The sequence below is a fragment of the Clostridium rhizosphaerae genome (assembly GCF_016765585.1).
In the GTDB taxonomy this organism is placed as follows: domain Bacteria; phylum Bacillota; class Clostridia; order Clostridiales; family Clostridiaceae; genus Clostridium_AT; species Clostridium_AT rhizosphaerae.
Genome location: NZ_JAESWC010000018.1, coordinates 433,349 through 446,228, shown reverse-complemented (window position 1 = coordinate 446,228; position 12,880 = coordinate 433,349). Strand labels below are relative to the sequence as shown.

11 protein-coding genes and 1 other annotated feature are annotated in these 12,880 nt (G+C 32.2%); of the genes, 8 read left to right on the top strand and 3 right to left on the bottom strand.

Annotation, left to right across the window (positions count from 1 at the left end; genetic code table 11):
* Positions 1-18: 18 nt before the first annotated feature.
* The 4 genes from JK636_RS20940 (at position 19) to JK636_RS20925 (ending at position 7,548) form a co-directional block, all read left to right on the top strand.
* On the top strand, positions 19-2,175 hold the full coding sequence (locus JK636_RS20940) for a YhgE/Pip domain-containing protein (RefSeq protein ID WP_202750922.1): 2,157 nt from the start codon (positions 19-21) through the stop codon (positions 2,173-2,175).
* Positions 2,176-2,249: 74 nt separating this feature from the next.
* Positions 2,250-2,477, top strand: a binding site (T-box leader).
* A 51-nt stretch (positions 2,478-2,528) separates the two neighbouring features.
* Positions 2,529-5,174: a valine--tRNA ligase gene (locus JK636_RS20935; RefSeq protein WP_202750921.1), complete on the top strand. Its 2,646-nt coding sequence runs from the start codon at positions 2,529-2,531 to the stop codon at positions 5,172-5,174.
* 95 nt (positions 5,175-5,269) lie between these two features.
* Positions 5,270-6,571 (top strand): bifunctional folylpolyglutamate synthase/dihydrofolate synthase, encoded by a 1,302-nt coding sequence (locus JK636_RS20930; RefSeq protein ID WP_202750920.1) that lies wholly within the window; start codon positions 5,270-5,272, stop codon positions 6,569-6,571.
* 92 nt (positions 6,572-6,663) lie between these two features.
* Positions 6,664-7,548: a cytochrome D1 domain-containing protein gene (locus tag JK636_RS20925; protein ID WP_202750919.1), complete on the top strand. Its 885-nt coding sequence runs from the start codon at positions 6,664-6,666 to the stop codon at positions 7,546-7,548.
* Here JK636_RS20925 and JK636_RS20920 read toward each other — a convergent pair.
* Both JK636_RS20920 and JK636_RS20915 read right to left on the bottom strand, forming a co-directional pair.
* A complete protein-coding gene (locus JK636_RS20920; RefSeq protein ID WP_202750918.1) occupies positions 7,545-8,069 on the bottom strand; it encodes a DUF4364 family protein in 525 nt (174 codons plus the stop codon). The two genes, JK636_RS20925 and JK636_RS20920, sit on opposite strands and share 4 nt — an antisense overlap.
* Before the next feature lie 92 nt (positions 8,070-8,161).
* Complete coding sequence (locus JK636_RS20915; RefSeq protein ID WP_202750917.1) at positions 8,162-8,392, bottom strand: alpha/beta-type small acid-soluble spore protein; 231 nt, start codon at positions 8,390-8,392, stop codon at positions 8,162-8,164.
* 169 nt (positions 8,393-8,561) lie between these two features.
* Between JK636_RS20915 and pdaB the strand changes: the two genes are divergently transcribed.
* The 3 genes from pdaB to JK636_RS20900 all read left to right on the top strand — a co-directional run bounded on the left by pdaB (position 8,562) and on the right by JK636_RS20900 (position 10,707).
* A complete protein-coding gene (gene pdaB / locus JK636_RS20910; RefSeq protein ID WP_202750916.1) occupies positions 8,562-9,329 on the top strand; it encodes a polysaccharide deacetylase family sporulation protein PdaB in 768 nt (255 codons plus the stop codon).
* Between the two features lie 117 nt (positions 9,330-9,446).
* Positions 9,447-9,953, top strand: a complete 507-nt coding sequence (locus tag JK636_RS20905; RefSeq protein ID WP_202750915.1) for a hypothetical protein — start codon at positions 9,447-9,449, stop codon at positions 9,951-9,953.
* Between the two features lie 79 nt (positions 9,954-10,032).
* Positions 10,033-10,707 (top strand): single-stranded DNA-binding protein, encoded by a 675-nt coding sequence (locus tag JK636_RS20900; protein WP_202750914.1) that lies wholly within the window; start codon positions 10,033-10,035, stop codon positions 10,705-10,707.
* Between the two features lie 44 nt (positions 10,708-10,751).
* Here JK636_RS20900 and dapD read toward each other — a convergent pair whose 3' ends face one another.
* Positions 10,752-11,462, bottom strand: coding sequence for a 2,3,4,5-tetrahydropyridine-2,6-dicarboxylate N-acetyltransferase (gene dapD, locus JK636_RS20895; RefSeq protein WP_202750913.1), 711 nt, complete (start codon positions 11,460-11,462; stop codon positions 10,752-10,754).
* Positions 11,463-11,640: 178 nt separating this feature from the next.
* Between dapD and JK636_RS20890 the strand changes: the two genes are divergently transcribed.
* Complete coding sequence (locus JK636_RS20890) at positions 11,641-12,783, top strand: pyridoxal phosphate-dependent aminotransferase (protein WP_202750912.1); 1,143 nt, start codon at positions 11,641-11,643, stop codon at positions 12,781-12,783.
* Positions 12,784-12,880 lie beyond the last annotated feature (97 nt).

Genomic DNA, 12,880 nt, shown 5'->3' with positions numbered 1-12,880 from the left:
TGCTAAAGGAGGTACTATATGAGAAAAATCTTTAAAATTTATATTAGGGATTTAAAAACTATTGCTAGAAATCCAGCAGCTATTGTAATTATGATAGGACTTAGCATATTGCCTTCACTATACGCATGGATAAATATCGCGGCCTGCTGGGATCCGTATGCAAATACTGGAAATCTCCCAGTAGCTGTTATAAATAAAGATGAGGGTTCTGTTTTTAATGGTAAGAATATAAATGTTGGTAATGAAATTATTAAACAATTAAAAAACAATAAAAATATCGGTTGGCAGTTTGTGGATGAATGGCAGGCTAATTATGGGTTAAATGAAGGAAAATATTATGCTCTAATAGAAATCCCAAATAGTTTTTCAAAGGAACTTACAAGCCTAACCAGCGTTAGTCCAACTAAGCCTTATATAACCTACAGAGTTAATCAAAAATTAAATGCCATTGCAGCTAAGATAACAAATGCAGCTAAAAATCAGTTGGCAGATAACGTTAAAAGTAATTTTATTGCTACTGTAAATAATGAAGCTTTTAAAACACTAAACGATATTGGCGGGAAATTAAATGTAGATAAATCAAAAATACTTCAGCTAAGAGATACGGCAGCGGAGGCTAATAATAATATTGACAGCATTAAAAAGGTCATTAGTGATGCGAACTCAAACTCTGAAAATCTGCAGAATTATTTAAACAAATTTAAGACTAGTCTTCCTAAATTGACTGAGCAGATAAACAGTCTTCAAAAATCAACTGAAGCCAGCAAGGAATTAGTGCTATCAACTAAACAGACTGTTAATAACACCGCAAGCAATCTTAGCAGTGACTTAATACAGATACAATCAACAACTCAGCAGTTTCAAAATGTAGTTGATAGTTTAAGGTCAGGAAGCAGCAGTTCAGATAGTAATACAATAACTAGTTTATTAAATCAGTTAACTAATTTAAATGAGTCTTTAAGCAAAATTGCTATTAATGATATAAACTATCTTAATTCTATTGACTCTGTAAAACCTAACAATAATTTAAAGAATCTGATAAATTCATTGACAGATTTGAAGAAGGTAACAGATGCCCAAGCTGGAAAAATAAATGAAACAAAAAAAATGTATACAGCTAATTCTTCAAAGGATAATGTTGATTCATCATTAGATTCTCTTTCTGCAACTAATAATCAGCTTACTAGTCAAGCTAGTACAGCATCAAATATTTTTTATACTGGTGCACTTCCAGTTCTAAACAGTATTTCTGATGGACTGGTAGTTAGCCTTGATAATCTTAATTTGATTTTGGAAAGCACTAAGGTAATTGTGCCGCAGTTAGATGCTCTTGCTAATTTTGGAATAGCCAGCAGTAAACTCTCTGTAGAACAGGCAAATGAACTTAGCTCAAAACTTTCTTCAATACAACAGCAATTAAATGAATTAAGCAGCAAGATGAAAGATTTAAATGAAAAGAATTTAAATCAAATTATAAAATTATTGGAAATGAATCCGAACGATATAGCAAGCTTTCTATCATCTCCAATAGATGTAAATGAAACAGATATATATGGATCTGGAATATTTGGTGTAGGTCTTACGCCTTTCTATTCAGTACTTGCTATATGGGTAGGTTCATTATTAGCTTGTGCTTTATTGTCTGTAGAATGTAAGAATTTTGATGATGGAGAAAAGCTTACGCTTAAGCAGCAGCACTTTGGGAAAATGCTTTTATTTTTATCACTGTCTCTTATTCAGTCAACCATTATAATCTTTGGTGATAAATATATTTTAGGTGTAAATCCAGAGAACTTTAAGTTAATGCTTTTATTCGGATTACTGACAGGAATTGTTTTTACGACTATAATTTTCACCTTGGTGTCCATTTTTGGAAATGTAGGCAAAGCAATAGCAGTTATTATAATGGTGTTTCAAATTGCCGGTTCTGGTGGAATCTATCCTATACAGACTAATCCGGAAATATTTGGAGTACTGCAGCCTTTATGGCCCTTTACTTATGCCATAAATGGATTTAGAGAAGCGATTGCAGGCCCTATCTGGAAAAATGTATATGCAAATATAAATGCCCTGCTCATTTTTGCTTTTATATTCTTAATTATGGTTATATTTAAAAAGCCTTTCCATAAGATAACTGAATTTATGGAGCATAAGTTTAAAGAAGCAGGTTTATAATTAATTTTTAATATATAGTTGACAGTATGTAAAATAATAGTATAATAATTAGTAATAAAAGCATAATAATTACAAAATAAGCTTTGATAAAGAGGAGTAAAGGTTAAGGAGTATTAAGAGAGGAAGGTTCAGCGGCTGTAAGACCTTCTATACAAGTGATCTTGAAGGTAGCTTTGGAGCTTCTTTGCTGAATTTAGTAGGCAAAGACGGTTTTTCTGAACCGTTAAAGTATTAAGAGCCTATAAGGCTATGGCCTGTAGGAAAAAAGGTGGTACCGCGAGTATTATGTCTTCGTCCTTTTATGGATGAAGACTTTTTTATTTGTAAAAAATAATATTTAGGAGATGAGATAAATGGAAGAATCAAAAAACTTAGCTACAACGTACAATCCAAAAGAATTTGAAGAAAGAATTTATAAGAATTGGGAAGATAAGAAGTACTTTACTCCAAAGGTGGATAAAAATAAAAAGCCTTATACAATTATTATGCCTCCTCCAAATATAACAGGAAAGCTTCATTTAGGTCATGCTTTAGACAATACTTTGCAAGACTTTTTAATCAGAGTTAAAAGAATGCAGGGTTATAGTGCTCTTTGGCTTCCAGGAGAAGATCATGCAAGTATAGCAACAGAAGTAAAAGTAGAAAATGAGCTTTTAAAGCAGGGATTAAAGAAAAAGGAAATGGGAAGAGAAGCATTCCTTGACAAGGTTTGGGAATGGACTGATGAATATAGAGAAAGAATAAGACAGCAGCTTAAAAAGCTTGGAGCTTCTGCAGATTTTACAAGAGAAGCTTTTACTATGGATGAAAATTTAAACAAAGCGGTTAGAACAGTTTTTGTTAAGCTGTATAACGAAGGACTTATCTATCAAGGTAATAGAATAACTAATTGGTGTCCTAAATGTAAAACTGCATTGTCTGATGCAGAAATAGAATACAGCGAACAGGCTGGACACTTTTGGCATATTAAATATCCTGTAGTAGGCAGCAGCGAGTTTTTAGAAATTGCAACAACTCGTCCTGAAACAATGCTGGGAGATACAGCAGTAGCTGTAAATCCAAAGGATGAAAGGTATTCTCATCTTGTAGGCAAAACTTTAAATCTTCCTTTAGTGGATAGAGAAATTCCTATAATAGCTGATGATTATGTTGATTTAGAGTTCGGAACAGGGGCGGTAAAAATAACACCAGCTCATGATCCTAATGATTATCAGGTAGGAAAGAGACATAATCTTCCTGAAATAAAAATGATGAATGATGATGGAACAATAAATTATGTTGGCGGAAAGTATGCCGGTATGGATAGATACGAAGCTAGAAAGGCTATAGTAAAAGACCTTGAAGAGCAAGGGTATCTAGTAAAGGTAAAAGAGCATACTCACAATGTAGGCTGCCATGATAGATGCAGGACTACTGTTGAACCGATGATTTCAAAGCAGTGGTATGTTAAGATGGAAACTCTTGCAAAGCCAGCTATAGAAGTAGTAAGAGAAAAGAAAATCAAATTTGTTCCTGAAAGATTTGAAAAAATATATTATAACTGGATGGAAAATATTCAGGATTGGTGTATATCAAGACAGCTTTGGTGGGGACATAGAATTCCTGTTTGGTACTGCAAGGACTGTGGTGAAATGATAGTTTCCATGGACACTCCAACTTCCTGCAGCAAATGCAGCAGCAGTAACCTAGAGCAGGATACTGATGTTCTAGATACTTGGTTCAGTTCAGCTTTATGGCCGTTCTCAACTTTAGGCTGGCCGAATGAAAGTGAGGATCTAAAGTATTTCTACCCAACAAATACTCTTGTAACAGGCTATGATATAATATTTTTCTGGGTTGCAAGAATGATTTTCTCAGGAATTCATAATATGAAGGAAATTCCTTTTGACACTGTATTAATGCATGGAATAATTAGAGATGCTGAAGGCAAAAAAATGTCTAAGTCCTTAGGCAACGGAATTGATCCCCTTGATGTTATAGATGAATACGGAGCAGATGCACTTAGATTCATGCTTATAACAGGAAACTCAATGGGAAGCGATATCAGATTCCAGATGGAGAAGGTTGAAGCTGCTAGAAACTTTGCAAATAAGATTTGGAATGCTTCAAGATTTGTTATGATGAATCTTGATAAAGGTGTAATGGAAAAGTATAAAAATGAAAAAGAATATACTCTAGCAGACAAATGGATATTATCGAGATTAAATACAGTAGTATCTGAAGTTACTGATAATATAGAAAAGTTTGAGTTTGGAATAGCCTCACAAAAGATATACGACTTTATTTGGACAGAACTTTGCGATTGGTATATAGAGCTTGTTAAACCAGTTTTCTACGGAAATGATGAAAGACAAAAGGGTATTGCCTTTAATGTACTTTATAAGGTATTAACTACAAGTCTGCAGCTTCTTCATCCAATTATGCCATTTATAACTGAAGAAATTTATACTCATTTAGAACCTGAATATGAATCAATAACCATTTCAAAGTGGCCTGAGTATGATGAAAAACTAAGCAACAAAGAAGCAGAAGAAGATATGAATTTTGTAATTGATGCAATAAGAAGCATTAGAAATGTAAGGGCAGAAATGAACGTACCTCCTTCAAGAAAGGCAAAGCTTATGGCTTATGTAAGCAGCGAAGCTTTAAATGCTTTCAAAGCTGGAGATATTTACTTTGAAAAGCTTGCTTCAGCTTCAGAACTTAATATACTTGCTTCAAAGGAAGGAATACCTGAAAATTCAGTTTCAGTTGTAACTACAGGAGCGGAAATATATATACCTCTTCTTGATCTTGTTGATAGAGAAAAAGAGCTCGAAAGACTTAATAAGGAAAAAACAAAGCTTTTAGGAGAAATTGACAGAGTTGAAAAGAAGCTTTCTAATGAAAGATTTGTAAGTAAAGCTCCAGCAGAGGTTGTAGAAGAAGAGAGAGCAAAAGGTGAAAAGTATAAGGAAATGCTTGAAGCAGTATTGCAGAGAATAGAAAGCCTTATGTAAATGAAGAATGAAGAATGTAGAATTTTTGATTCTACATTCTAAATTTTAAATTCTACATTAGCTTTTGTTAGCGATATTGTGTTGGAGGTGATACTTTGAATTACACTGAAGCTATGCAATACATTCAAAACACTGCAAAGTTTGGCAGTAATTATGGTCTTGAAAGAACTGAAAAGATACTTGAATCTTTGGGAAATCCTCATAAAAAGTTAAAATGTATACATATAGCCGGCACAAATGGCAAAGGTTCTACAACTGCAATGCTTTCTGAAATTCTAAAGGAAGCTGGCTACAAGGTTGGAATGTACACATCACCATTTCTTGAAGAATTTGAAGAGAGAATTCAAATTAATGGAGTTAATATACCTAAAGATCATTTGAGTGATGTTGTAACAGCTGTATCAGCAGCAGTTGATAGGGTTATGCAGCTTGGCTACGAGCACCCAACTGAGTTTGAAATTATAACTTGTGCTATGTTTTTATATTTTTATAATCAAAAGGTGGATTATGCTGTTGTTGAAGTTGGACTTGGAGGAAGGCTAGATTCAACAAATGTTATTACGCCTATTTTAAGTATTATAACTTCAGTAAGCTATGACCATATGAAAATTCTTGGTGATACTTTAGCCGAAATTGCTTACGAAAAGGCAGGTATAATTAAGGAAGGAATTCCTTTAGTGTTGTATCCGCAAGTGGAGGAAAGTTATAAAGTTATAGAAAAGATATGCGAAGAAAGAAATTCATGGCTCATAGAGGTTAAAGAACATTGTGCTAGGTTTGTTGATGTAATTAATGATAATCAAAAATTTCTTCAAAAGATAGAAATCAATACTGATGAAAAAAATTATGAAGTGGAGTTATCTCTCTTAGGGAAGCATCAGCTTTTAAATTGTGCAGTAGTTTTACATGCGGTAGAGGAATTAAAGAGGCTTGGAGCTTCTATAAGTGAAACTGATATAATTAATGGCTTAAGAAAAGTCAAGTGGCCCGGCAGATTAGAGGTTATGAGAAATAATCCTTTAGTGATATTAGATGGTGCACACAATATAGATGGAATAAAAAAGCTTTCAGAAAGTATTGATACTTGTTTTAATTACAATAACATTATTTTAATTTTAGGCATACTAGCAGACAAGCAGGTAGAGGCAATGATCAACATTATAGCACCTAAAGCAAAAAAAGTTATTGCAGTAACGCCTAATTCTGAGAGAGCTGAACTAGCCGAAGAGCTTTCAAAGGAAGTAAAAAAAGTAAATCCAAATGTAGAGGTAATTGAAGATTATAAAGAAGCATACAATAAGGCCTTAAGTTATTGCAATAAAGAAGATATGCTTCTTATATCTGGCTCGCTTTATATGATTGGAGATATGAGAAAGATAATTAATAAATATAAATAGAAAAGGCAGGTTTTACCTGTCTTTTTTATTATATTTATTAACAGTTTAGGCCCATCTACATATTATATAATAGTATAACGGGGGTGATTATAGTGAGCTTTTTGTATGTATGCAATACTTCAAGTGATAACATTTCAAAAATTAATCTAGCCTCATTTAAAGAAGAAATCAAGATACCCTTAGGAATGGACAAGATAAACAAAATTGGTCCGCACGATTTGTGCGTTTATAACGATATGCTTTTGTCTGCAAACATGTACAGCAGCAGTTTATCTTTTATTAGTCTTAATGAAGATAAAGAAACTGAGAATTATTTCATAGGAATGCACTGCAATGGGGTTAAAATATGGCAGGATAATGCTTACGTTATATGTGGAGAAACAAATAGTCTTTTTCTTTTTAGTATGGCTAAGAAGAAAATAATTGAGGAAATACCTTGTGGAATTTTTCCGCATAGCATAAGCATATGTGAAAAAAACAATTTGGCAGTAGTAGCAAATATGCACAGTGAAAGTATAACTTTAATTGATTTAAGTAGCAAGGAATGTATAAAGAATATAAAAGTACAATCGTACCCAACAAAAGCAATCTTTTCAGAAGATGGAAGGTATATATTGGTATGCGAAAGCAAGATGGGATTAAATAAAAAAGGAACGTTAAACATAATAGATTTAAAAACTCTTGAAAGTTTAAAAAGAATCGAAGCTGGCAGCTCTCCAGTAGATATTTTTCTGGATGAAGAATACTGCTATGTATCAAATTTCGCTGATGGTACATTAAGCATTATAGATATTAATAATAGAAAAGAAGAAAAAAGAATAAAAATAGGTGGCATGCCTAGAGGAATAGTTAAAAGTGGTAAATATATATATGCAGGGGATAATTATAATAATGTTTTAGTACAAGTAGATCTTATAAAAGAAAGTAAAAAAGTCATAACTATAGGCGGTGAACCTACAGGAATGACCTTATGCTAATCTATTAGTGTCTTAAGAATACTGCTGTAAATTTCAGCTGAATTATTTTTCCATTTGCTGCAAAGCTCTCTTGCCTGCTTGTTTGAAGGGACGCTTATTTTTAAATCTATAAGAATTATGTCGTTTTCAGTTGCTTTCAAATTAACGATATAGTTGTTGTCTTTTTCTATAGTATAGTCTGCAGTAATACTAACTTCCTTCTTAATTTTATCCATATGCTTTTTTAAATAATTATCAAGTGTTTCAATCTTGTCCTTTGGTAACCTCTCTGCAAACATGGATAAAACTCTGGAGCCTTTATTTGCTATAACTAATCTATGTTTAGACTCTTCAGCTGTATACTCCAAAAACCCAGAGGATATTAACTCTGATATGTATTGGTGAAGAGTAAAGTAATTTATAAAATTATTTTCTAAAACTATTTGAGTTATTTGTATATTTGAAATTGGAAGCTTTAGTTTATCAAATATATAAAGCAGCAATAATTTATTTTCTGCTAAATCTGAAGTATCTCCAAACATAGTCTACCCCCTTATCGTGATTTTCAAGTATATTATAACATAAAAAGCACCGAAATAAATCGGTGCTTTTATATTTTATTATATGTATTTTATTATTTGTTTCCATTCAAGAGTTCCTTTTCTGCTAAACTTATAAGTCTCTTAACCATTTCACCGCCTACATGCCCGCAGTTTTTAGAGCTTACTGAACCCCAATAATCTTCTGAACCTTGATGTACTCCAAGGTCAAGTTCTTCAGCTATTTCATACTTCATGCTGTCTAAAATTTTATGTGCTTCTGGTACTAATTGATTTCTTTTACCTCCAGACTGACCAAGTGCCATAAGAAAATCTCCTTTCAATTTAATGTTAATAATAGTTTATGCCATAAGGTGGTCTATATACTGTGTGATTACAGGGATTTATTCCTTCACTTTCCACCTAAAAACAGAGTAATATAATTTTTTATTAGGAATAAAATTATAGGGAAAGTAAATTTGAAGAGGGAGATGTATGAAAAATTGGTATAAAAAAAATTCTATAACAAGGAAAGCTGTTTTAGCCTTTGGATTACTGTTTATAAGTGCTATAGCATCAATAGGGGTAAATTATAAAAGCTTAGGTGTTTTTAGATTAGTACATAAAAGTCTTCCAATATATTCAGTAGATACAAAGGAGAAAAATGCTGCAATTACATTTGATGTAAGTTGGGGGGAAGACAATACTATAAAGCTCTTGGACATACTAGATAAATATAATATTAAATGCACTTTCTTTTTAGTGGGAGGCTGGATTGATGGTAATGAAGCAACAGTGAAAGAAATTGTTAAAAGAGGACATGAGCTTGGAAATCATACTAACAAGCATCCAAATATGAGTACTATATCTAAAGAAAAGTTAATTCAAGAAATAATGACTTGTGATTCTAAAATAATTTCTCTTACTGGACAGGGAACAAAATTATTTAGATTTCCAGAAGGTTCATACAATGATATGGTAGTGAAAACCGTTGAACAAAGCGGGCGCTATGCAATCCAGTGGGATGTGGACAGCATTGATTGGAAGGAAAATGGTCCAGAAATTGAATATAACAGAGTAATTAAAAATACCAAGCCGGGATCCATTTTGCTGTTTCACAATAATGCAAAGTATACTACGGAAACCCTGCCTAGAATAATCGAAAAACTTAAGAAGGATGGATATAACTTTGTTAAGGTATCTGATTTGATTTATAAGGATAATTACTATATTGATGCCTCAGGAAAACAAATCAAGAAATAATGTTATTGAAACATATAATAAAAATGTATTATAATGGAAAAGTATATCGGAAAAGTATAAAATAATGGCTCCTGTTTAAAATAAGTTAAAGTTATTCATAAACAAGGAGATGATTTTATGGTAGATATACTCATTATTGAAAGTATAAAGGATGAGAGTTTTAGAACAAGTTTAATTCATAATCTTAATGTGCTAGGTATTGAATATAGTTTGCAAGCTGTGAATTGCGTTGGTACTTATGAAACAGATTATACAATAATAAATGGTCTCAACAGTTATATAAAGGGAGATTTTAAAGCTGCTTACTGTTTGGTTAATACAGACAACAGCTTGGAAAGCAGTATTAATTTATTTGGAAATATGATAACTTTTGGACTAAGCGGCAAAAATACGGTAACTGTTTCAAGTATTGATGGAGCAAGTTTTGTCTATTGCCTTCAAAGATATATAGGCTTAAATAATTCTAAAGTTATAGAGCCGCAGGAACTTCCTGTGTATTCAAATTATAAAAATGATAATGAACTTTATGCTATAATGGCAGCTATTACTATAGGTCTTTTAGAGGGACTTTCAGCAAGTTTTATAGAGAAAAAATTAAGTGAAAAAATTTTAGTTTTAAAATAAAAATGGTTATATTTTATATACGTTTTGAATATTTATATTTTGTGTAGGTAATTCAAAACTAAGGGAAAGAGGGGTTACGATGGACAATTTAATGTTGAACAATAAAATTTATTTGGAGGGCAGGATAGTATCAGAACTCCAATTTAGCCACGAAATGTACGGAGAAGGTTTTTATACCTTTAATCTTGAAGTACCAAGATTGAGTGACGCTAAGGATATTTTGAGCGTTACTGTTTCAGAAAGACTTATAGGAGGAATGGAACTAAAAGAAGGCAGTGATGTAATCGTAGAAGGACAACTCAGGTCTTATAATAAGTTTGTGGATGGCTCAAATAGACTTATACTTTCGGTTTTTGCAAGGAATGTTGAGTTCTGCATAGAAAAAAGTAAGAACCCTAATCAAATATTCCTTGATGGATATATATGCAAAATGCCAGTATACAGGACAACTCCTTTTGGAAGAGAGATTGCTGATATGCTTTTGGCAGTAAACCGTTCATACAACAAATCAGATTATATACCTACAATAGCTTGGGGAAGAAACTCAAGATTCTGTCAGGGTCTTGAAGTAGGAGATAATATAAGAGTTTGGGGAAGACTTCAAAGCAGAGAATATGAAAAGAAGATTTCTGATACTGAAAGCATTAAAAAAGTTGCATATGAAGTATCCATTTCTAAGATGGAAAGAGTTACTAAGGATTCTAATAATGAAGAAACTACAGAAGAAGTTATAATGGAAAAAAATGAGGAATAATATTATTTTATAAAAATTAGCAGAGGTTTCCCTCTGCTAATTTTTTATTTTCTTAAATCTTCAAGTATTTTAGTTTTTTCTTTAGTTTTATCATCAACTGTTTTGATAATTTTAGCAGGAGTGCCAGCAACAACTACACCTTCAGGTACATCTTCAACAACGACTGAACCTGCAGCAACAACAGAGCCTTTCCCTACTTTTACGCCTTCTAGAATAACGGCATTTGCACCTATCAGTACGTCATCCTCTATTTCACAAGGGGATTTGCTAGGCGGTTCAAGAACACCTGCAACTACTGCTCCTGCGCCCAAATGAACTCTTTTTCCTATTTTTCCTCTTGCGCCTACTACAGCATTCATATCAATCATGGCACCTTCTCCAATTTCGGCACCAATATTTATTACTGCTCCCATCATAACCACAGCATTTTTTCCTATAACAACTTTATCTCTAATAATTGCACCTGGTTCAATTCTAGCATCAACATTTAATATATCCATAAGAGGTATTGCTGAATTTCTTCTATCATGCTCCAGTTTGAATTTGACTATGTTTTCTTTGTTTCTTACAATAAAATCAGAAACTTCACTGGCTTCACCAAATAAAACATAGAAAGTGCCAGTACCGTAATAATCTATTTTTCCAAAATCACAATTGTTTAAATCACCAGAAATATATGCTTTTACAGGAGTTATTTTTTTGGATTCTTTAATAAATCTTGCAATTTCGTAAGGGTCCGTAAAATTATATTCCATAAATATTCTTCCTTTCTTTAGCTGCCCAGATTTTTAAATATATGTATATACAATAGATTATATAAAAAAATATACATAAATTAAAGGGGTACTGTATATTTTAAAATAAAATCTTTTAAATATATTTAAAAGAGTATATAATTTTAAAATAAATGTTTAAAGAAAAGGTGAAAATAATATGATTTCAAGAAACGTAAAAAGTATAGAAATTTCTGGTATTAGAAAATTTTTTAACAAAGTAACACAATTTCCAGAGGCAGTATCATTAACTCTTGGTCAGCCGGATTTTAATGTCCCTGAAAAGATAAAGTCGGCAATGATTGAAGCTATTGAAAAAAATAAAACAGGGTATACCTCAAATGCTGGCATAGAGGAACTAAGAAATGAAATATCAAGATATCTTGAAGGTTTTAATATAAGTTATGGAAGTGATGAGATATGCATAACTATCGGAGGAAGTGAGGCGCTTCTATCAACCTTTGCAGCGCTTCTAAACCCTGAAGATAAGGTTTTAATACCCAATCCTGCATATCCGGCTTATGAAAGTTGTGTTAAGCTTTTAGGAGCTCAAGTTATAAACTATGATTTAAAGCAGGACTTTTCAATTGATTTTAATAACTTACAAAATCTTATTGATGAACAAAAGCCTAAGCTAATGGTTCTATCCTATCCCTCAAATCCTACAGGAGCCGTACTGACTGAAAAGGATAGGAATAAGCTCTTTGAATTATTAAAAGATAAAAATATAATAGTGATATCAGATGAGATATACAGTGCACTTTGTTATGAGGAAAAATATTATTCTATTGCACAGTGTAAAGATATAAAATCAAAGATTATCTTAGTAAGCGGATTTTCAAAGATGTTTTCAATGACTGGACTTAGACTAGGATATGTTTGTGCGGATAAGAAAATTATAGATCAAATTATAAAGGTTCATCAGTATAATGTTTCTTGCGCTCCATCCATAGTGCAGTGGGGAGCTCATGAAGGTCTCAGAAACTGTCTTGAGGATGTAGAAAAAATGAAAAATGAATTTATAGAAAGAAGGGATTATGTCTATAATAGGTTAATTAGTATGGGAATGGAAAGTAATCTTCCAAAGGGAGCTTTTTATATATTTCCTTCAATAAAGAAATTTAATTTAGACAGCGAAAAATTTTGCGAAAGACTTTTACGTGAAGCAAAAGTTGCTGCAGTACCTGGCTCAGCCTTCGGAATAGGTGGTGAAGGCTATATAAGAATTTCTTATTCCTATGATATAAAAACCCTAAAAGAGGCTTTGGACAGAATGGAGAAATGGGTTAATGAAGATTTTTAAGAAGATATATAGATAAGAAGATAAATAGATAAGAAGATATATAGATAAGAAGATATATAGATAAAGATGGGACACTCTAAAATAGAGTGTCCCATCT